Here is a 20510-nt window from a genome sequence, read left to right as displayed (position 1 = left end):
AAAGATCGGTACCCATCATACTTTTTCTCATTTATAGAGCCTATTATTGTTCTACCTTCTTTCTCATTTCAAATTGTTCTTTCATTGGAAAGGCTTCCTGCCAAGTTTTTTTGTTATCGTCATATAAGCCGTCGCTGTATAAAGTTTTTAAAGACTTGTTATCAAGCTCCATTGGCTTACGTCCTTCCTTGAATGCTTTTGCTTGGGTAAGGAGCAATCTTCTCATATGAATGATCGGTATATCACTTGTCCCCAGACGCTCGCTTGAACGGTCAACAATTGTCCCCATCGTCTCTGTAGCTGCATGATCCTGATTCGCAATCCCTCGAATTCCCGTAAAGTTGGCTGTTTTTTGAAGTTCTCGATCTTGCCCATACTCATTTTCTATGTTGATTTTTTTCTTGTAGTCCTCGTCCAAATCCAAGCCCCGTCTGGCATGCTGAGCTGCTACATCTATCGTTCCCTCGTGGGTAAACTGGACATCCCAAGTCCACGTACTATGGTCGTCCCTTGGAATGAAGGCATGCCACATTCCATCTTCTCCACCAAACCGTGGCGGATAAGTATAAAACGGGAAAATGTAATGGATTTCCATGAAGGCATTCTTTTCTTCCGTTCCGATTCCAACGGCTATACAGCGTTTTCCGTAATTTGCATCTTGAACTGCCTGTTTTACAGGTGGATTTTTCACAAGCGGGTGATCAGGATCGATCCCGAGGTCGCTGCTTAAAACCCCTTCTTGGACGTTTTGTTCCTGATGAGCCCTGTGCAAAAAGGCAGCATGCACAAAGTCCAGATCATTTTCCATTGCTTGTGCATAGTTACACTCTTGCCATACACGTTCTATTAATTTGCTTTCTTCGGGTAATCCCATCCAATAGAATTCAGGAAATGGAGGCATATGCTCTTCCGGTCCCATATACGTCCAAATGATTCCGCTGACCTCTTTAACTGGATAGTTTTTTAGCTTTATAGACTGCCTAAACTTTCCGTCGGTCGGTTCGGATGGAATCTCCGTACAGTTGCCCTCACTATCAAACTTCCACCCGTGATACATACATCGAATTCCGCAGTCCGCATTGATTCCGTAATATAATGACGTTCCCCGATGAGGACAGCGCTCATCAATGAGTCCTACCTTTCCCTCTGTATCCCGAAAAGCCACCAACTCTTCGCCAAGCAATTTTACACGCTGTGGTTTTCCATCCTTCGCTAACTCTTCAGATCGGAGCGCTGGTATCCAATATCTTCGGAACAAGTCCCCCATCGGGGTACCGGGGTCTGTTTGAGTTAAAAGCTGATTATCTTCTTTTGATAGCATCTTGTCTTGCCTCCTAAAAAATAGATTTGATATATGATCCGATTGATCAGGTTACAACCAAGTCTTCATTTTCCGTATTTCTCCCCTGAAAAATAATAGAGGATTCTTTTCCTTGTCATAATTGGCTTTCTTCACTTTACCGGTAATGATATAGTGGTCACCGCCTTCAATTAGCTCCTCAACATTGCATTCAATCGTTGCCAGGTTTCCTTGAAGCACAGGGACCCCGTCTTCAGAAATTGTATAGTTGGCGCGAGCAAATTTATCCTGTCCTTGCTTGGCAAATCCCCAGCATTCCGCTTCTTGTTCCTGTTGAAGAATATTGACAACAAATGGACGGCCCTTTTTAAAAGCTTCGATACTTCTGGCTTTTTTGTCGATACAAACAAGTATCAACGGCGGTTCCAGAGAGACAGATGAAAATGCATTAGCTGTCAAACCGATATTTTCCATACCATTTGTTGTCGTAATAACTGTTACACCTGTGGCAAAGTGTCCCAGTGTATTTCTAAATTCTCGCGAATCCATATTCTATTCCTCCTCCAATATTTAAATGTTCTAAACGAGTGTTAAATGATCGACTTTACCAAGTACGAGCAATATTTGCAGGGAAAGCTGCACTTGGAATCTGCTGTTTGAATCGGATAAATCTATTTCCAACAATTCCTCAATCTTTTGGATTCTGTACCTCATCCCACTGATGGAAATGCACATCTCTCTCGCTGTCTTATGAACATTAAACTCGTTTTGGGTATATTGCATAAGGGTATGGAGCAGCTCTGCGTTTCTTTTCTTGTCATAATCAATCAGATTATGTAAGTTTTCATTTGCAAAGGCTTCCAAATCTTCGGGGTCTCTGGCACTCAGGAAAAGAGTCAAATGCCCCAGTTCGTTAGACAAGACCACTTTCGACTCGGACTTCTTCCAAATAGCAAGTTCAACAGCTCTTTTCACTTCTTGAAACTTTTTGTAAAAGTCAGTAATTTCTTTTGCCGGATCACTTATTCCGATATATACATTTGCCAGGCCCAGCTTTTTAATTAATTGTTCACCAAAATGTCTAGGAGATCTATATTTAGTGTCAATTAAATCTTTATCAATAATGGCTTGTATGCAATTCAATTTTAGTAATAAAAGAGGCTGGTTATCATCGTTAAAAAAATCTTGATAAATAGATTCAGAAATTTTGTTCCTTATATTTAAATATTCGTAATTATCAATTTCTTTTACTTCTTCTTGGATGACTACATACATAACGTAGTGTGGAGTTGAGAGGTTATAGTCAAGATAAGAAAACCTGTCGAACATTTCGTTTTTCTCAATCCCTTTATTATTTAGCAGTTGCTCTAAGAGTTCACCTTTTAAACGCTGTTCCGTTTCTATGGCAACCCTTTCATTTTGCATGTGCAATGCTGAAATGATGGCTGCTCTTTCTAGTAAATCTTTGTAAAAGTCATCATTCTCTTGGTCAATGACTATCGTTATATAACCGAAGTTCTTACTCTCTATTAAAATCGGAGTCGTTAATAGTTTAAATGTCTTATCTTCTAGAGACCATTCAATGAAAGAATTCCCCTTCATGTTTTCTATCTTAGCTTTGATGTTATAAACACTCATATATTTATGAATCTCGGGAATATCTCCATATTCAGCCAATGATTCGTAGTGTTTCCCTTCAATCAAAACCGGGCAATGAAGGCTTCTTCCTATAGTTTCCGCAAATCCTGAAAGTCCCTTTCCCTGCAGCATGTCTTTCGTAAGGTTTTGGCTAAGGGTGTAGCCGATTTTAAAACGTTCTTTTTGCTGCTCAATTCTTCTATGCATCTGGTCCAACTCTTTCCCCATGTCAGCATCTTCATAAAAGAAAAGCTCCTCCGAAATTTCTTCTCCCCATTCATCAACTGTTTTGCCGATGTAACTGCAATGCTCATCGCCCTTTCCCCTGCAATTTATCTCCTTAAAAATCACCTTTTTTCCCATGCACTCACTCGTGTATCCGCTTGCATAACCAATTAGAAAATAACAGACTGGTTCATGGTGCTTACCTGAATAAGTTAAGTGCTGTTTCGCCTCATAAGAATCAATCCAGAAGCCTGAGACATTAAATTGTCCCTTTTCCATATTCACTTGGAAGTTCTCAGGGTATGACAGGACCCTCCCTGTCAGATGGTGCATCTTTGAGCCGGCAATCAGCCATTCCAAATCATCTTCCCAATCAATTGCCTTTTTCAGAATTCTTGCTTCATGAACACCACAGTTCCATCCGTAACGGAGCAAAAACCTCTTCGCCCTGCTTACGCCAAGAGCGCTAGTTAAATCTTTTCGGAGTAATCCCCAGGCATCTGCACTTGTCAGAGTCAATTGTAAATCCTTCAGTTTCATTCCGGTCTTTTCTTGATTTGTTATCAAATGGTCTAGTGAAAGATCATGTGCCTTAATTCCCAAAAATATCACCCTTATTCATAAGTTTGATTCTCATTTAAGCACTTATCCATGAAATAATAAAGGGAATTTTTGACTCCTCCTTTTCCAAACTGCAGATACATTTTATTCTGATCAGGCCTTTCCTTTTCATAAACATAATCCAAGAATTGTAAGATTGATTTCCTTCTGGCAGTTATGTTTGTCATTCCATAGTTGAAAAACCAACCGTCAACGACAATCAAATGCGCCTTGGTGTATTTGCGCCCAGATTTTATCGAGCGTATTTGGATTCAACCATACTGTCAGTATTATGAATGCTCATGTAAGATAGCCTCTCAGTCATCATAGCTAAGGAATTTTTCAAGTAACGGTTCATGCATTTCCGCTAATTTTCGCGCCCTCCATCAAGATGGATCTTTAATTGATAAACTTTAATGATTTCAACTGTCTTAATTTTAAGTCACGGAATTTTCACAAACAATCAACTATTTGGTCTAAAAAATAAGTAATTTCTGTATCATTCATACTATTTTTCTGAATTTAGCTTTTGCAAATCTCACTAGAGTCGACTGAATAACAAAAATAGCTTTAGTAATGTTTTTCGCTTTTTGTCGAAGCTATATATAAGGAAATAATCGAGCCTTAAAAAATTTTGCACTTCATAAAGAGGAATGATTTATAAACGCAATACATGAGTTTTGGAAAGCCAAATAACCGTTGGGTGCTTTTGACCAACAGTATTAAGCGAAAGCTGAAATCACCAAAAAGCCGGAGGGAGAAAATGGCTCCCTCCAGCCAATTAGCAACCAAAGCCTTGATAATCAAAGAAGGTCTAAATCCGATTGGTGCTAAACAGTAGAAAAGCTAACAAAAATCCCTTACCTTCGATTCAATGTTCATCGAACCGGAAAGAAAGCAAAACCTCTTGCCTTCAGATTGCCAACAGAGCGCAAAATAGAGTACCTAATATGAAAAACATCGCAGGACACTTGATCCTTTATTACATAAAAGTCGTTCCAACAAATTCTTGCAAACGAACTCTTTTTAATAAATTTAAATAAAGCAAGTAGTACATAACGTTAGTTTTTCGCCAACTATTTCCCGTTATTTATTCTTAAGTTTATTAATTACTAAACACCTCGTGTGTTTCCCCAAATAAGGGTATGAAGTTGAGGTAAGACACTCACATTTCTTAACTCGTTATCTGAAGTCACCTTGTTAACAAGCCATTCGTATTTCTGCAATAAATGCCCAATAAGTTTTTGCTTATCAGTCATTTTATAATCATCATTCCCCACTTGGAAATAGAATTGTATTTCCGGATATTGTAAATGCACCTTTTTGGCATAGTCAAAGTCCTGATCATCAAAAACGACCACTTTTAAACTGCATCTATGCGTTGATTTTGCTCCCTTTAGCCTTTCGAAGATCACATCAAGAGTAGCAAAATCTGTTACCATCCCAGAACTGGGCGGCTTTGGAGAAATCGTTAATTTATCAATATCAAAAAACCAATCCTGCCACTTGCTACCTTGTGTTTCTAAGGCGATTTGTACCTTATTCTTTTTTAATAGATTGATTAAGTAACTAAGGTTTTTTAATAATGCTGGATTTCCTCCTGATATGGTTACAGAAGAAAAACCATCACCGCCAAGTAACTTAAGTTCATGCCAAATCTCTTCCGCGTCCATTTGCTTCATCGATTCTTTTCCTGAACCGTCCCACGTAAAAGCAGAATCACACCATTTACAGGAGTAGTCACAGCCAGCAGTTCGGACAAACATCGTTTTTTGACCGATCACCATCCCTTCTCCTTGAATGGTTGGGCCAAATATTTCTATTACAGGTATTTTACTCAATTTCCATCCACTCCCGCCTTGCCTCTGCGTAACTAGTAGGGGTTTCATACAAACGGACAAATTCAACTCTCACATCATTATATTGCTCCGACCTGTTATTCATAGACTTCCTCATTTTTTCATAAATCCAAACAACCATGTTTTCAGCAGTTGTATTCATTTTTGGCAAGGTTTCATTTAAATAGCGGTGATCAAGGTAGATTTCAATTTCCCGTTTCCAGATCTCCTTGATATCCCCAAAATCAATGACAAGACCTATTTCATCTACAAACCCGCTAATACCAAATATGACTTTATACGTATGCCCGTGCAGATTCTTACATTTCCCTTCATAACAGTGAAGATGATGATGGGCCGCATCAAATGTAAATTCCTTGCTGACAAGCACACGTTTTTTATGATATTTCAGTTCATTTTTTTTAATATCCTGATGCACCTTTTGTAGATCCTCTACAATTCGAAATCCATAAAAGTCCTTCCCCATTATGCCTCCCCTCCTTTTAGTGTCATGAGATATTTTTCTAGCCCATTTTTTCTGAGCTTACATGCTGGGCACACTCCACAGCCGTCACCTATTACGCCTTCATAGCATGTCAATGTTTTATTTCGAATGTAATCTAACACATTTAATTCATCAGCTAGTTTCCAAGTCTCTTCTTTGTCCAGCCACATGAGCGGAGTATGAATAACAAACTGTTGGTCCATCGATAAATTAATAGACACATTCAAAGACTTGATAAAAGCATCTCTGCAATCAGGATAACCACTAAAGTCTGTTTCACTCACACCAGTGATTATATGCTTTGCATTCACTTGCTCGCCAAAACAGCCGCAAAAGACAGGAAAATTAAGTTGCGTCCCGGAACGAAAGTTGATGGCAGCTCACCCTCTCCTCCGTCCTTTATATCAATGTCATTCCTTGTTAATGCATTCGGAGCTAATTGATTTATCAGCTGCATATCCAACAAATGATGCCTAACATTTAACTCTTTTGCTATCGTTTGTGCACACTCAATCTCTTTTTTATGTCTTTGATTATAATTAAAAGTGGCAACCTCGACTTCTTTGAACGTTTTTAATGCCCAAAATAAACATGTCGTGCTATCCTGTCCACCACTAAAAACAACAATAGCTTTTTCATCTTTAAGCATAGAAAAAACTCCTTTACATAAAGAAAAAACAATACCCCCAAGACAGAAGTATTGCTTCTTCTTAGTTTTTTTAAAGAGGGGGGCTAGAACCTCTACTGTTTTTATACGGAATTGATATGTATTCATCGAGATGTGGAAAAAAGAATTCAAACCAAATGCGTCTTGGCGTATTTGCGCCCAAATTTTATCGAGCTTCACTCGATAAATTTCCTGTGAAAATCTGTGGCATTTGCCGAAGGCTTTAACTTTATTCAGCCAGGGTTTGACCCCCTACTGAATGGAATTTCATCTCACCACTTATAGACTTCTGCTAAATGAAGATAAAAATAATTCCTTCAATGAAGTGGACGGCTATCGATCGACAAATGCTCATAACGTTCTGCCGACAATAATCATTTTTTGCCTTCTCTCAGTATAACATTAAGATGGAAATGTAATTATTTTTGGCTTGTTTTATGCTTATTTTAATAGTTTTTGTATACTAATTCGCTCTATATAATAACCTCCATAAATACCCTACAAACATTCCCTGAATAGATTTAGATCTCCAACGCACTCGAGCGTACAATAATATAAATCATCCAAATATATAACCTTCATATTAAGGTATTAATGCAATATCAGCAAACTAGATATAAATCTAAGTCCCCTGTCTCCCCTTCAACTGCTCAAACAACTTCTCCACAGTCCCAACACGAACATTTTCATATTTAGTGAGTATAGCCAACCCCCTCGGTAATTGTCCCAATGCTTCAATGATCCTGATTCAACTGTCTGAAGAGGCTGAGACATAACTGGCCAAAATAAAGAAAAAAGGATCACCGTATCATGTTGCGATACGGTGATCCTTTTTTCTTGGATGGATTTATAGATTTGTTAGTAGAAATGGTGGTGGCAAATCCTAATTCATTTTCCACTTTTGATTTGCCTCTGACAGAGACGCAAATTGGCCTTCAAGAATCCGAAGACAGGCTCCACATTTGATTTTACGTTTTCCGTATATTTTGCCCATTTCCTCATCTGAAAGCTGTTCACGCGCACCCTTATACAGGGATAATCGATTATATTTTCTTCAACATAGGCCCATCTATTGTCCGAAGTAATATGGGTCTGTCTTCACAACTAGCATATTCGAAGAAAGAGAAAGCCCCATATCTTGTTTCCACTTGGATATCTACTCGAACTTTTATTTTTTCGAGCTCTTTTTTTATTTTCTTTGCAAGTTTGGATGTGAACTGGTCATTATAGCGAATAACAAGATCGATATCGCTTGAAGGTGTCGTTGTTTCTTTACCGGTGGCCAGTTCAAATCCCACACTTCCCGCAATCCCCCATTCAAGAGAGTAGTGGTTCATGATTTGAGCGATTGCTTCTAAATTACGAAAAATATCTTTGTCCTGTTTTTTCCATTTTTGTTCTTTAACTAGATCCTCTGGGGTGACCTTTCTTTTAATACAGTCGATTGGCAAAATGGCCGCAAATCGCTGACTCCTTTGGAATCCGCGAATCCCCACTGCTGCGAAGCCCGGACCTGGCCGAGCTCGTCGCACTACCACAAAGGGAGTCAGGGCAATTGATGCCTCTGCCCATTCCGGCAAAATGTTATAGTCTATTAAGTTATTTATGGAATGAATTTCCAATAAATCATGAGGATTTAACTCCATTGTTCCCTCAGCTGCTCTCTTACCAAGATAGAGGCAGCTCTCCCTGAGGCTGCGGGAGGAGTGTTTAATCTGACACTTAAATCCTTCGACTGATCTGTTTCTATATCTTCAATCGCTTTTTCTATTTCTTTATAAATAATATTCCGATCCGCTTCTTTCGGATGGTCCGCTTCTACCTGGTCCACCAATGAGAATAAGGCTCCTAACTTTTCAAATGAATCAATATCGTACGCCATAGCAGGCACTTCTCTTGTCGCAGCGTCCAATTCCTCCAAAGTCCGTAGGGTAATCCGGGATGCTGATTGTTTGGACATTACATGTACATTTACTCCGTCATCGCGCAAGGCGATTAATCGGTTTGCCTGCATGCCATGGGATAAAAAAGCTCCTGATATAGCCTTTCCCGGTATAAATGCGACCACAGGGTGTCCATTGAGTCTTGCAGATGCATAGGCGGCTACAGCTGCGGCACAAGCCTGATGAATTCCCAGCAACTCCTCCCGATATCCATACGCTTGGCTCGGAACATCTACAATGGCGATAATGGCCCGTTTTTCACTATTTTCATCCGCTTTAATTGCTTCCTGTACATGTTTGGCGACCAACCATCCTTCCAAAAGGCCTAATTCTCCTTTTCTCGCACGCGGAAAGCGGTTTTGGTGATCGGGTATTACAGCAATGAACCGCGCTTTCTTTTCCCCAATCATCCCATCTGCCACTTGAACAGAGGGGATATCTCCAATTTCAGGAGCATCATCACGCAACAGGTCAAACCACTTTTTTCCTCTACCTAAAACTTTTTCCTTATCTTTGGAGGGGACATTTTTACTTGCAAACAATTCTTCTTTCTGCTGCCAAAGTTCCTTTACCTTTTCAGAGGATAATGGCTGATCCGGATTAATTGAATTCAATAACGTTTCATATTGGGTTATTTGATCAGTTCTATGTATGCTGGCAGTTTGCCCGTCCATGACCGACATGACCGCTTCCTTCATTTTTTGTGTGTCGTCGTCAATCAAAAGATCAGCAAATCCAGAGGCCGTCCGCTGCTCTCCACCGATTGTTCTCCAGATAAATGGCCGGTTTTTCGAATCAAATTCGCGAATTCCCGCTTCCTGTTCGATTACTTCGGGCCCATTCAATCCGAGCCGCCCTTCACGGGTCATAATAATCGCACTGCAAAGTCCGGCGGTAATGGACATGCCGCCAAATGCCCCTACCTTTCCTGGTATAATCCCGATGACAGGAACATAACGTTTAAGTGCAACAATCGCTGCACCGATTTCTGCGATAGAAAGCAACCCATAGTTCGCCTCTTGCAGTCTGACTCCTCCTGTATCGAGCACTAAGACTGGTACTATTTTAGACCCGTTTTCGCATTCTTCTAACACCAGTTCCAATGCTCCAGCAATTTTGGCTCCGGAAACTTCTCCAATTCCGCCACCTTGAAATCTGCTTTCAATGGATATGACAAGTGCTGGTTGGTTACCTATTTGACCTTTTGCTACTACTGCCCCGTCATCACTCTGCGGCACAATTCCTTGCGGCTCTAGGTGCGGGGATTCAAGTTCTTCCGCAGGCCCCAGTAATTCTCTGAAGGTTCCTTCGTCCAACAACCCAAGGACTCTTTCGCGGGCATCGCATTCCACAAAACTGTGCTGTATAGCTTTAATCATCGCAACTCGCCTCCAACGCTTGTTCAAGACGAAGTTTTACGACCCCAGGAGTCGCTCCAAAGTCATTTATTTTTACTGTTGCTGAAATATCATGCTGGGTAAAAAAACGGTGTATCACTACGTCCCAGGTGTCTTTATAACCTGAGATTCCAGTGCGGATTGTAACCTCCACTTTAAGATCATCCGAGGGTTTCATCATGACTTCAAGATCCCCGGATCCCACCACTCCAACATGAGAAAAGTAATCGATTTTTTGCGTGGCAGGGAATGTGTATACTATTTTTTCCAAGCGAAGCACCCCCATGATCATATGAACTGATGTTGTTTCGAAATCTCGTCAAGCGTCCCTATATTATCGACTTTATCCAAGAACAGTGTTGCTGCAAGAAGGTCCGCACTGCCGCCAGGGGAAAGATTATGTTTTATAAATTCCTCATCTAATTTAACCAGCAAATTAAAATCACCGCTGGTCAGATAGTAAACAGCCTGCTCTTTTGTAAACGATAAGCCCGCAGTGCCGCCCCTATACAAAATGCACGTATCATCCAAATGAGCCATTAATGAAAATAGTGCATTTAATTGCGCTTTCTCTTCTGACAGGCCTTTGGCTCGGGAACTGTTCAGCATCGGAAGAGAAAAATAAGCAATATGTGGAAATCCTTGTTGCGCTTCCCCCTTTGCTCCCTCTACGCCAAATTTTTTCATCACTTTTTTTCCATTTGTATCTTCTTTCGGACAGTTCCGGTCAGGAAAGCCGGCTAGCATGCCTGCTGTTGACAGGATTCTTTCTGTGGTGAACAGGCCTTTTCCTATTGAAAAGGCTGAAACAAGCAGGCCAATTGACCAAATAGCACCCTTGTGCGTATTGATGCCGCCCGTAACTTCAAACATTCTTTTTTCCCCATCCCTGCCAATAGCGGCAATCTCTTCTCTTAATGATTGTGTGGGGGACCGGCCATAACTGACCAATGCCATTTCTTTGAAAGTGTCTTTAAGAGACTCCGCCGATGCCATCATCAACTGAAACGTTAAGTCCTTATGGGCCCCTGTGTTCCTTTGATCAACAAGGCCAGGTTTGGGAGTGAGCTCCAGTTCCTCAATTAACGAAGAAACAGCTATTGATGCAACAGCACTGCTGAACTTTTCCAAGTGGCTTCCTTCCATGTTCACCAGCTCCTAAACTTGGCGGGTGGCTCGTATAACCCGTCCGACCACTCAACGATTTCCTCTATGTTCTTGGCTGCGAGCAGCGATCTTTTTGCATCTGTCCGCCGGATCTGTAAATCTTCCGGATAGGCAATCAACCCTTCCCTGCGCAATTGCTCAATTCGAGCGGAACTCTGCTTGAGACCAACAGGCGTGACACCAGCTATTGCCGAAAGAGCCTCTCTTCTTCTTTCAATACTGTCCGTCTTATATAAGTAGGCGATTCCCTCTTCTGTTACTACGTGTGTTACATCTTCCCCGTAAATCATCACCGGCGCAACAGCAAGATTAGAATCCTTTTTTACATCAATGGCATCGAGTGAATCAACAAAAACGGGCTTATTTCCGTTTTGGAAGGTCTCTACTACTTGCACAACAAGTTTCTTTCCACGGACCAAAGGATCTTCCGTAGTCATCATATTCAACCAAGCTGGTGAAGAATGGCGGCGTCCTCCGGGATTATGTCCCATATTGGGTGCTCCTCCATATCCTGCAAGCCGGCCACGTGTAACAGTAGAAGAGTTTGCTTCGTGATCCATTTGCAGAGAAGAGCCGATAAACAGATCAACTGCGTACTGCCCCGCCAGTTGGCACAAAGTTCGGTTAGATCGCAGGCTTCCATCAGGACCGGTGAAAAATACATCCCTGCGAGCCTCCACATATTTTTCCATTCCTACTTCCCCGCCAAAACAATGGACACTTTCAACCCAGCCGCTTTCAATCGCCGGAATTAAGGTAGGATGAGGATTTAACGCCCAATGTTTACAGATCTTTCCCTTTAAGCCCCATGATTCTCCGTAAGTTGGCAGTAGTAATTCAATTGCTGCAGTGTTGTATCCAATCCCATGATTTAATGATTGTACTTGGTGCTTTTCATAGATACCTCGGATTACCATCATCGCCTGCAAGATTTGGATATCGGTAATATGACGTGGGTCACGTGTAAACAGAGGTTCCAGCTCGTATGGTTGATCAGCAACAACAATAAAGTCCACCCAGGAACCGGGAACATCTACACGCGGCAATTCATCTGTTAGTTCATTTACTTGAACAATCACAATCCCATCTCGAAAAGCTGCTGCCTCAATAAGTGTGGGTGTCTCCTCTGTATTAGGCCCCGTATACAGATTTCCGTTTTGATCAGCTTTATCCGCAGCTACTAGAGCAACGGAAGGAATCAAATCAATAAAAAGGCGCCCATATAGCTCTATGTATGTATGGATTTCCCCCATTGTAAGCTGTCCATCTTCCAGCATTTGAGCCATTCGCAAGCTTTGTGGGCCAGCATAGGAGAAATCAACCTTTTTCGCTATCCCGTATTCAAACAGATCCAAATGTTCCGGCCTGGATATACTGGGAATAATCATGTGTAAGTCGTGTAAAATTTGAGGGTCCGCTTGAGATAACGCTTTTGATAAGAAAGAGGCTTGCTTCTGATTGTTCCCTTCAAGAACTACACGATCGCTTGCTTGAAGCAACCTTTCCAGTATCTCCACAATTCGATCGGTTGGAATAATCATCCCATCCACAAGCTTTTTCACACTTTCAATCCGGCTTTTTTTTGCATCCAATCTTGTTGTCCATGATCTCGTGTTTGTTAACTCTTGTTTTGTCACCAATCTTCTTATTTCCCCCATTCTAAATAACATTCCGAGCTAAATAGCAGCAATCTTCCCACCCATTTTCTGATACGGATAAGGCTCTTGCTTCAGGGAAGGCTTTTTCTGCTAATCTTGTTAATATATTTCCAGGAATCATCTCTATGAAAAGCCGCACACCTTTTTCATATAAAACAGTTGTCACATCATGCCATCGGACAGGTGCAGCGACGCTTTCAACGAGATCTCTCCGAATATCTTCCGCGTTAAACAGCATACGAGCCCTTTGATTTCCTACGTAAGGAATAACAGGTTTGTGAAAAATAACGTTATTAAATGCTTTATCAAGTGCAATTGAAACCGGCGATAAAAGCGGGCAGTGAGAAGGGGTGTTAACCGCCAATAAAAATGCACATCGAGCACCATGCTGAAGTGCAAGCTGCAAGCTTTCTTCAATCCCTCGCAATGCGCCGGATACCGTCACTTGATCCGGCGCATTGTGATTGGCCAAAAATACGGGATAACGCTCCTCAAAATGCCTGGCGACCAAATCTTCTACTCTTTCTTTTTCCAGTCCTAGGACAACTCCCATTCCAAAGCCGCTTGGATAAAGCTTCTCCATCAATTCGCCCCTCAGCTTTACAATTCTCAAAGCATCCGCAAAACCGATCACACCTGCTGCTACCGCTGCACCGAATGCTCCAACAGAGTGTCCTGCTACAAAATCAGGCTTGAGCCCTTCTGATTCAAATAGTTTGTAGGTGGCTACCCCAGCAGTCAAAAGTACAATTTGCACAGCTTTTGTCGACTTAAGTGCACTCTCTGTATGGAATTGAAAGATATCTTTATCTAAAGCATCGCTGGCCTCTGCGAGTATATTTTCCACTACCTTAGAAGATGGAAGTTCTGTTAGCAAACCAGTTTTTTGGGAACCCTGGCCCGGAAATAAAAAGGCTGACTTCATTCCACACATTCCTTTCAGTTTCCGTTGGACAAATTTTGCAAATCAATAATGGCTGTAATGCTTGAGATGACATCTTCGTTATGCTTTATTAGTACATCTGATAACTCAGCCATATATTGTTTGGATAACAGTTCAATTATTTTCTCATGCTCAGCAATCGACTTTTCAATGTTCCCAGTCTTGGCAAATGAAAGATTTTGCACTCTTAAAAGCGGCCAGCCCAGACGCAAATACATTTCCATGATTGTACTGCTCTTGCTCATCTTAATGAGACACTTATGAAATGAATGATTTAATTGTGTATATGAGCGGACATCATGAACGACCGCCTTCATTCGATTTAAAATTTCTTTCATTTCTTCCAGTAGTTTTTGATCGATTCCATGCTCTTTTATCCGGTCCACTGCCATTTTCTCCAACATATTGCGGATTTCCAACAGATCATAAATTTCAGTTTTTAGATATCTTTTAACAATGGCACCTTTATGCGGAATCCTTTCGACAAGCCCCTCAATTGCCAGGATATAAATGGCTTCCCTTACTGGCGCCCTGCTTGTTCCATATTCTTTCGCATAGTTATCTTCAACTAGTTTTTCTCCGGGTTCCAGCTCCCCTGATACAATTTGTTCCGTAATATGTTCAGCAATTGTATTGGATAAAACATTATCTGCATACTTTGGAGTCCTCAAAAGTTTTTCATTCCTTTTTTCACATAATTATATACCTTAGTCTGTATGAACATGCTCGTCTATAGACAAAGCTGGCCGGGTATTCCCATATTGTGTTGCCTGTTCAAATGCATAAGCAACGCGCAATACTTCATAGTCCGCATGGTAAGGCCCAACAATTTGAAGACCCAGCGGGAGACCATCAGAGGTGAAACCTGCCGGCACTGACAATGCCGGGTTGCCAAGTGCTGAAATATAACAGCAGGAACGCATCCAGTCTATGTAATGTTCCATCTTTGTTCCGTCTATTTCTGCAGGATATTCTATATTGACATCAAAAGGAGAAACTTGGCTGACCGGCAGGATAAAAATATCGTATTTATTAAAAAATACTCTCATTCGGTGATATAGCACATTCCGTAGTCTCTCCGCACTTCCTATATCTACCCCGCGCAGTTGGCGCCCCTTATTAAAGTTCCAGATAAAGCTCGATTTCATTACATCACTAAATTTATCAAACAGATCCCTGCCAGCCATTTCAAATTCCCAAGCTCTTAGAGTATGGAATACCTCATCTGCTTCCGCTAAATTCGGACTTGCTTCTTCAACATGACAGCCTAAATCAGTAAATACCTTTAATTGTTCCTGGAGATTTTTTCTTACCGCCGGATCGACTGGAATTTCCCCGCCAAAGTCACAGGTCCACGCCACCCTCAGCCCGCTTATATCCTTTTTGAATGGGTCTAAGAATATCTCTCCGGACTCGTGGATCGATATCGGTGAACGATTATCATAACCCGAGATCACTGACAGCATAAAAGCAGCATCTTCTACATTTCGTGCAATCGGCCCTTGAACGCCAAGTGTGGAATAAGTGGCTGCTTTTGGGTAAGCAGGTACCCTTCCCGGTGATGGTCTCATTCCCACCACATTATTGAAAGCAGCCGGAAAGCGGCAAGAGCCCCCCATGTCACTGCCATCCGCAAAAGGTAGCATGCCCGTTGTGACTGCAACAGCTGCTCCCCCACTGCTTCCTCCAGCAGTGCGATTAAGATTGTAAGGATTCCTTGTTGGTCCGAATACCTCATTAAACGTATGGGCACCTGCACCAAACTCTGGAACATTCGTTTTTCCAATCACGATAGCTCCAGCATTTTTTAACCTCTCTACAATAAGATCATCCTCTTTGGAAACGTTGTCACGCAATGCCAAAGAACCACTGGTCATGGGAAAGCCCTTTGCATTATGCATGTCTTTAATGGCAATTGGAAGACCATGGAATGGGCCAGTCTTTTTCCCGGAAGCCAGTATTTGATCTGCTTGATCGGCAGACTTTAAAGCCACTTCTGCATTTAGAGAAACAATAGCATTAACACTTGGATTTATCATTTCAATTTGTTCCAAGTGCGCTTCCATCACTTCACGAGCCGATAACTCACGATTTTGAATGGATTTGGCCAGATTACGGGCAGTATCATAACAAATTTCACTCATCATTGAACAACTCCTACCTTTATTCATTTTTTTAAAATGCATAGAAAGAACCAAAAATAATTGTCGACAATAATAGTCATGTTTTTAATATTATATAAACAAACCTAATTTGTTTCAATGCTTTTTAGACAATTCACTCAATTATTATTCGTCAAATGATATTTCAAAAATTGAATTATAGTCCCGTTTTAATAGGAATTTAGTATCGGAGTTTTATTGATGTAATTATTTTTTGATAAATTTTAATTTTTAATCATTGACACAACAAAAGATATTTAATAGAATGCAGTATATAAATTGTCGACAATAAATGGAAGCGCATTCAAATTGGTGAGGTTCATAAAAATTGCGAAAAGAGGGATATGTATTGATGGAAAAGTATTTTGTTAGATTGAAAGAACTGTATCCAGAGCTAGTTGACTTCAGAAGAGATTTACATATGTATCCGGAACTGTCTCATACGGAGGAAGATACTCCAAAGAAAATTGCAGACTTCCTGACTTCCATTGGATTAGAAGTGAGAACAGGAGTAGGCGGCCGCGGAGTCGTCGGAACCCTTCAAGGGAACAATCCTGGCAAAACAGTAGCTCTCCGTGCTGATTTCGATGCTTTGCCTATTCAGGATGAAAAGGATGTCGACTATAAATCTCGTATTCCTGGTGTCATGCATGCTTGCGGCCATGACTTGCATACAGCTGCTCTTTTAGGTGTGGCCAAAGTTCTTAGTGAGAATCGCGACAATATAAATGGCAACATAGTGTTTATCCATCAATTCGCGGAAGAGGTTATTCCTGGAGGAGCCAAAGCGATGATTGAAGATGGCTGTCTGCAAGATGTGGATATCGTCTATGGTGCGCATGTCAGTTCAACAGACCCTCTTGGAAGGATCGGGATTAAAGAAGGCTATGCAATGGCAAATGGCGACATATTCGAAATAGAGATTTCTGGTAAAGGCGGACATGCTGCAACCCCCCATTTAACTGTAGATCCTCTTGTTGCCGGGAGTCAATTGCTATTAAACTTGCAGCAAATTGTTAGTCGGCAAGTTAACCCTATTGATTCAGCCGTCGTTACCGTGGCATCTTTTCATGGTGGAGAGGGGTATAACGTGATTCCTGATAAAGCGAAAATTACCGGTACAGTGCGAACTTTTAAGGAAACCGTACGGGATCATATCGAGCAAGCTATTGGACAAATTGCTGAATCTACATGCAGCGGACTCGGAGCATCCATCGATTATAACTATACACGCGGCTATCCGGCTCTGATCAACCATTCGGAAGAGACAAAACGTGTTGAAAAAGTAGCGGTGTCGTTATTCGGGAAAGAAACGGTTAAACGAACTTCACCACAAATGGGTATGGAAGATTTTGCTTATTATTTAAAAGAGCGGCCCGGCTCCTTCTTTTGGGTCGGCGGTGCATTGGAAGACCAGACAAAAATCTATCCTCATCACCATCCAAAATTTGATGTAGATGAACAGGCTATCTTATATATTGGTAAACTTTTTATTGGGCTTGTATCGGAGTTCTTATCACTCAATAAAAGCAAAATGACCACAGATAAAGAAACGATTCGATAAAATTAAAAAAGAGTATGGAAGGAGAGAGTTCATTGATAGCAGAAGTCATGAAAGCTTCTCATGCTGCACCCGTTTGGATCATTGCCTTTATTGTCATATTTATCGTAATTTTCCAGGCTTTAATGTTCATTAGAATGGCTAAGAAAACAGCGCCTGAGATCGGAATGACTCCGAAAGAAGTGAGAACTGCCATCAAAACCGGGATAATCGGATCAATTGGGCCCTCTGTGGGTATCGGAGTCGTCATTATTTCGCTTACTGCATTAATTGGATCTCCATTAACAATGATGAGAATCGGTATTATTGGGTCTGCTGCGACTGAAGCCGCAGCTGCAGAAATTGGTGCAAATGCGTTTGGAACCAGACTGGGAACAGAATCTTTTACAGTTGAAGCCTTCTCAACAGTTGTCTGGACAATGTGCATTGGTGGAATGGGATGGCTGATCTTTGCATTTCTTTTTACAAAATCCCTCGGGAATATTCAAAATAAATTGAAAGCAAAAAACCCAAAATTAATGGGCGTTGTATCGGCTGCGGCTATGATGGGGGCCTTCGGATACTTGGCTGTTGACAGAATGATCATTGATATAAGCTCGGCAATTGCTGGTATTATGGCAATACTTACGACGTTTGCTATATTATACATCGCTAAAAAAACCAATAAATCTTGGTTAAAAGAATGGGCACTCGCAATATCAATGGTTGTTGGAATGTATTGTGGATACCTTGTTTCACTTATTTAAGCCTTGCAAAAACTTTGGAATATGAGGAGGAAAACGAATGGCCCTTAATCCACAAAAAATATTACAGGGGAATATCGGTATCAATGAGAGCATGGCACGTTTTCATAACAAAGCTCACTTTTGGGGACGATTGACTTTGTTGATGACAATTTTAGCTTCTATATCCGCCCCTCTGTATATGTCATTTATTGTTGGAGCCCATCCCGGCTGGGGTCCAATTATTGCTGGATTGATTGGATATGCTGGCTTCATAGGCGTCATGTGGGTGATAGAACCGATTACTTATTACCCTATTCTCGGAATTGCCGGCACCTACCTTGCCTTCCTTTCAGGAAACATTGCAAATCTGTGCCTGCCATGCTCTGCCGCAGCCCAAGAAGCGATTGGGGCAGAAAATGGATCTAATAAAGGCGAGATTGCTGGAGTTTTTGGTATAGCGGCTGCTTGCTTAGTAAATACAATAGTGATTGTCTTTGTTATTTTGGGCGGATCCTATATTATTATGATGCTACCAGATGTGGTGAAAAGTGCCTTTAATTTTATACTTCCTGCCATATTCGGTGCTGTTCTCGGTCAATTTGCCTTTAAAACCCCGTTATACGGATTAATTGGTTCCATGATTGGGTTGGCTGTACTTCTCTCACCCATCATCGGCTTTATTAAGATTGCACTATGCGTAGCTATTACAATAACTTTAATATTGTATATCGAAAAGTTAAAAAGTGAAAAAGGAGCTTCATAGTTTGGGTGTTGTATAAGGAAGGATACAGATGAGCGCTCCCGCTGAATTGGCGAGAACACTTTTAAGTCTACCTATCAACTCAACTGATTTTTATGACTGACGTGGTGCTTTTTACAGGAAGATCTGCTGCTTGAATAAGTTTGACAATTTGGATTTGTATATGTATTCTTCTTACAAGACTGTGTTAGAGCTTTTATAAAAGAGTAGAGCAACTCCTCTGATCCACTCAAGGATGAACACGGGAGTTGCTCCAATTGTGTTTTCTTAATTTTTCAATACGTCGTGGTCAACATAGCGTTCGCCGTTTAATTCAGAGATGACGTTGATTGCCACTTTAGCTCCGTCACCCGCTGTTATGATGGTGTGGACACTTACGCCTGCAACGGTTCCGGCAGCCCAGATGCCCTCGATGTTTGTTTTTCCATCTATTCCGGCGTCCACGATCGTCTTAATTCGTGGCTCTGTTCCAGCCTTCGTGTTGACGCCTATATTCTCGGCTAATGTAGCTAGAGCACCGGTTGCAAGGATGACATGCTTGGCTTCGTATGTTCCGCTTTCACCTTCAACCTTTAATCCGTTTTCGGCCTTTACTACGTTCACAACTGTGTCCTGAACGATTTCTGCACCAAAGTTTGTTGCTTGCTTTTGTCCGACTTCAATCAACTCTGGGCCAGTGATTTCCTCAATTCCGTAATGGTTCAAGATCAAAGCACGCTTGGTCATGCTTTTTCCACTGTCAATGACAAGTGTTTTCTTTCCTGCTTTAGCCGCAAAGATGGCCGCACTTCCTCCGGCTGTACCTGCTCCAATAATCGCGATATCATACATATGTATCCACTCCCTTGACGGATTCTCAATAGCTTTCAGTATAGCATATTTTCTGAAAAATACAGTAGAAGATGCTCAAATAGAGTTTCGTAGACTGTTCCATCGTCCCTATCAATCAAGTTCTGAAAAACCTTCGGTATGAAATGAGGAATTTCTGACGAAATAGCAGTAAAAAAGCCATTTATTAATTCTCTTCTTTAAAATATTCATCGAAAAGCTCCAAGGCAGGCGCCCTGAATTCTCTCAATCTTTCTATTCTTTTTTCCAGCATCTCTTCAAGCGTACTCCCGCTGATAGTCCGAAGAAAGTCGATATCAATGTCCCTTCCGAACCAAACGATATCGTCGTACCATAACACTTCAAACCCGTCCGAAGTTTCTTTGACAATCAGGTCGATATTCTCTCTTTCTGCAACAATTTCAACTTTTTTTCTTAAGTATAATTCTGCATCAGCATTTTCCCCGTACACGGCATCCGGCACCCTCTGTTCCCGAAGCCACTTTCTTACATCACTCATATATGTTTCCTCCTTGAATTTTTCCAAAACGCCTTTGAAGATATGAAGAAAAACGCAAGGCGCGCAGCTTTAG

The 20510-nt window shown here is 41.3% G+C and carries 19 protein-coding genes, 1 pseudogene and 1 riboswitch; of the genes and pseudogenes, 4 read left to right on the top strand and 16 right to left on the bottom strand.

What is annotated here, in order from left to right; all coding sequences use genetic code 11:
• Positions 1-43: 43 nt before the first annotated feature.
• The 6 genes and pseudogenes from H9631_RS08755 to queC form a co-directional block, all read right to left on the bottom strand.
• On the bottom strand, positions 44-1321 hold the full coding sequence (locus H9631_RS08755) for a Rieske 2Fe-2S domain-containing protein (protein WP_191811885.1): 1278 nt from the start codon (positions 1319-1321) through the stop codon (positions 44-46).
• 51 nt (positions 1322-1372) lie between these two features.
• On the bottom strand, positions 1373-1849 hold the full coding sequence (locus tag H9631_RS08750) for a flavin reductase family protein (RefSeq protein WP_191811884.1): 477 nt from the start codon (positions 1847-1849) through the stop codon (positions 1373-1375).
• 30 nt (positions 1850-1879) lie between these two features.
• On the bottom strand, positions 1880-3766 hold the full coding sequence (locus H9631_RS08745) for a XylR N-terminal domain-containing protein (RefSeq protein WP_191811883.1): 1887 nt from the start codon (positions 3764-3766) through the stop codon (positions 1880-1882).
• Positions 3767-4875: 1109 nt separating this feature from the next.
• Complete coding sequence (queE, locus tag H9631_RS08740; protein WP_191811882.1) at positions 4876-5604, bottom strand: 7-carboxy-7-deazaguanine synthase QueE; 729 nt, start codon at positions 5602-5604, stop codon at positions 4876-4878.
• The gene (gene queD, locus H9631_RS08735) at positions 5597-6088 is read right to left on the bottom strand and encodes a 6-carboxytetrahydropterin synthase QueD (protein ID WP_191811881.1); all 492 of its coding nucleotides are present in this window, start codon (positions 6086-6088) and stop codon (positions 5597-5599) included. The genes queE and queD overlap by 8 nt, the downstream gene beginning before the upstream one ends.
• 89 nt (positions 6089-6177) lie before the next feature.
• Positions 6178-6755 (bottom strand): annotated as a pseudogene (gene queC, locus H9631_RS08730) (7-cyano-7-deazaguanine synthase QueC); the annotation flags it as partial.
• Positions 6756-6810: 55 nt separating this feature from the next.
• A riboswitch (PreQ1 riboswitch) is annotated at positions 6811-6854 on the bottom strand.
• Between the two features lie 729 nt (positions 6855-7583).
• Here queC and H9631_RS08725 point away from each other — a divergent pair.
• Entirely contained in the window at positions 7584-7739 is a 156-nt protein-coding gene (locus H9631_RS08725; protein ID WP_191811880.1) for a hypothetical protein, read from the top strand.
• Positions 7740-7816: 77 nt separating this feature from the next.
• Here the strand turns inward: H9631_RS08725 and H9631_RS08720 are convergent, their stop codons facing one another.
• From H9631_RS08720 to H9631_RS08685, 8 genes are read right to left on the bottom strand one after another with little or no spacing between them, the layout of a single operon-like run.
• Entirely contained in the window at positions 7817-8419 is a 603-nt protein-coding gene (locus H9631_RS08720; RefSeq protein ID WP_191811878.1) for a malonate decarboxylase holo-ACP synthase, read from the bottom strand.
• Positions 8410-10095, bottom strand: a complete 1686-nt coding sequence (mdcD, locus tag H9631_RS08715; protein ID WP_191811876.1) for a biotin-independent malonate decarboxylase subunit beta — start codon at positions 10093-10095, stop codon at positions 8410-8412. The genes H9631_RS08720 and mdcD overlap by 10 nt, the downstream gene beginning before the upstream one ends.
• Complete coding sequence (locus H9631_RS08710) at positions 10088-10384, bottom strand: malonate decarboxylase subunit delta (protein ID WP_191811875.1); 297 nt, start codon at positions 10382-10384, stop codon at positions 10088-10090. Before H9631_RS08710 ends, mdcD begins: the two co-directional genes overlap by 8 nt.
• Before the next feature lie 17 nt (positions 10385-10401).
• Positions 10402-11259 (bottom strand): triphosphoribosyl-dephospho-CoA synthase, encoded by an 858-nt coding sequence (locus H9631_RS08705; RefSeq protein ID WP_191811873.1) that lies wholly within the window; start codon positions 11257-11259, stop codon positions 10402-10404.
• 2 nt (positions 11260-11261) lie between these two features.
• Positions 11262-12917: a malonate decarboxylase subunit alpha gene (mdcA, locus tag H9631_RS08700; RefSeq protein ID WP_404801727.1), complete on the bottom strand. Its 1656-nt coding sequence runs from the start codon at positions 12915-12917 to the stop codon at positions 11262-11264.
• Positions 12918-12939: 22 nt separating this feature from the next.
• Positions 12940-13863: an ACP S-malonyltransferase gene (locus H9631_RS08695; RefSeq protein ID WP_191811870.1), complete on the bottom strand. Its 924-nt coding sequence runs from the start codon at positions 13861-13863 to the stop codon at positions 12940-12942.
• Positions 13864-13877: 14 nt separating this feature from the next.
• The gene (locus tag H9631_RS08690) at positions 13878-14552 is read right to left on the bottom strand and encodes a GntR family transcriptional regulator (RefSeq protein WP_191811868.1); all 675 of its coding nucleotides are present in this window, start codon (positions 14550-14552) and stop codon (positions 13878-13880) included.
• A gap of 36 nt (positions 14553-14588) precedes the next feature.
• Positions 14589-16025 carry an amidase gene (locus H9631_RS08685; protein WP_191811866.1) on the bottom strand — a complete coding sequence of 479 codons (1437 nt, stop codon included), beginning with the start codon at positions 16023-16025 and terminating at the stop codon, positions 14589-14591.
• 367 nt (positions 16026-16392) lie between these two features.
• On the opposite strand from H9631_RS08685, the gene H9631_RS08680 reads away from it, so the two are divergent.
• From H9631_RS08680 to H9631_RS08670, 3 genes are read left to right on the top strand one after another with little or no spacing between them, the layout of a single operon-like run.
• Positions 16393-17607 carry a M20 metallopeptidase family protein gene (locus H9631_RS08680; RefSeq protein ID WP_318246790.1) on the top strand — a complete coding sequence of 405 codons (1215 nt, stop codon included), beginning with the start codon at positions 16393-16395 and terminating at the stop codon, positions 17605-17607.
• Between the two features lie 32 nt (positions 17608-17639).
• Positions 17640-18350 (top strand): DUF5058 family protein, encoded by a 711-nt coding sequence (locus tag H9631_RS08675; RefSeq protein ID WP_191811864.1) that lies wholly within the window; start codon positions 17640-17642, stop codon positions 18348-18350.
• Between the two features lie 37 nt (positions 18351-18387).
• Positions 18388-19092 carry a small-conductance mechanosensitive channel gene (locus H9631_RS08670; RefSeq protein ID WP_191811862.1) on the top strand — a complete coding sequence of 235 codons (705 nt, stop codon included), beginning with the start codon at positions 18388-18390 and terminating at the stop codon, positions 19090-19092.
• 264 nt (positions 19093-19356) lie between these two features.
• Here H9631_RS08670 and H9631_RS08665 read toward each other — a convergent pair whose 3' ends face one another.
• The gene (locus tag H9631_RS08665) at positions 19357-19920 is read right to left on the bottom strand and encodes an FAD-dependent oxidoreductase (RefSeq protein ID WP_191811860.1); all 564 of its coding nucleotides are present in this window, start codon (positions 19918-19920) and stop codon (positions 19357-19359) included.
• Positions 19921-20104: 184 nt separating this feature from the next.
• On the bottom strand, positions 20105-20437 hold the full coding sequence (locus H9631_RS08660) for a hypothetical protein (protein WP_191811858.1): 333 nt from the start codon (positions 20435-20437) through the stop codon (positions 20105-20107).
• Between the last annotated feature and the right edge of the window lie 73 nt (positions 20438-20510).

The organism is Bacillus norwichensis (genome assembly GCF_014836955.1).
In the GTDB taxonomy this organism is placed as follows: Bacteria; Bacillota; Bacilli; order Bacillales; family Bacillaceae_C; genus Siminovitchia; species Siminovitchia norwichensis.
Note: the sequence above shows the minus strand (reverse complement) of the source record. Positions and strands in the feature narration are given on the sequence as shown.

Excerpts from the sequence above, each read along its gene's own strand:
- queD (WP_191811881.1), bottom strand. The coding sequence starts at position 6,088 with ATGGGGAAGGACTTTTATGGATTTCGAATTGTAGAGGATCTACAAAAG.
- H9631_RS08755 (WP_191811885.1), bottom strand. The coding sequence starts at position 1,321 with ATGCTATCAAAAGAAGATAATCAGCTTTTAACTCAAACAGACCCCGGT.
- H9631_RS08725 (WP_191811880.1), top strand. The coding sequence starts at position 7,584 with ATGTTGCGATACGGTGATCCTTTTTTCTTGGATGGATTTATAGATTTG.
- H9631_RS08665 (WP_191811860.1), bottom strand. The coding sequence starts at position 19,920 with ATGTATGATATCGCGATTATTGGAGCAGGTACAGCCGGAGGAAGTGCG.
- H9631_RS08705 (WP_191811873.1), bottom strand. The coding sequence starts at position 11,259 with ATGGAAGGAAGCCACTTGGAAAAGTTCAGCAGTGCTGTTGCATCAATA.
- mdcD (WP_191811876.1), bottom strand. The coding sequence starts at position 10,095 with ATGATTAAAGCTATACAGCACAGTTTTGTGGAATGCGATGCCCGCGAA.
- H9631_RS08695 (WP_191811870.1), bottom strand. The coding sequence starts at position 13,863 with ATGAAGTCAGCCTTTTTATTTCCGGGCCAGGGTTCCCAAAAAACTGGT.
- H9631_RS08750 (WP_191811884.1), bottom strand. The coding sequence starts at position 1,849 with ATGGATTCGCGAGAATTTAGAAATACACTGGGACACTTTGCCACAGGT.
- H9631_RS08660 (WP_191811858.1), bottom strand. The coding sequence starts at position 20,437 with ATGAGTGATGTAAGAAAGTGGCTTCGGGAACAGAGGGTGCCGGATGCC.
- H9631_RS08685 (WP_191811866.1), bottom strand. The coding sequence starts at position 16,025 with ATGAGTGAAATTTGTTATGATACTGCCCGTAATCTGGCCAAATCCATT.
- H9631_RS08670 (WP_191811862.1), top strand. The coding sequence starts at position 18,388 with ATGGCCCTTAATCCACAAAAAATATTACAGGGGAATATCGGTATCAAT.
- H9631_RS08720 (WP_191811878.1), bottom strand. The coding sequence starts at position 8,419 with ATGGAGTTAAATCCTCATGATTTATTGGAAATTCATTCCATAAATAAC.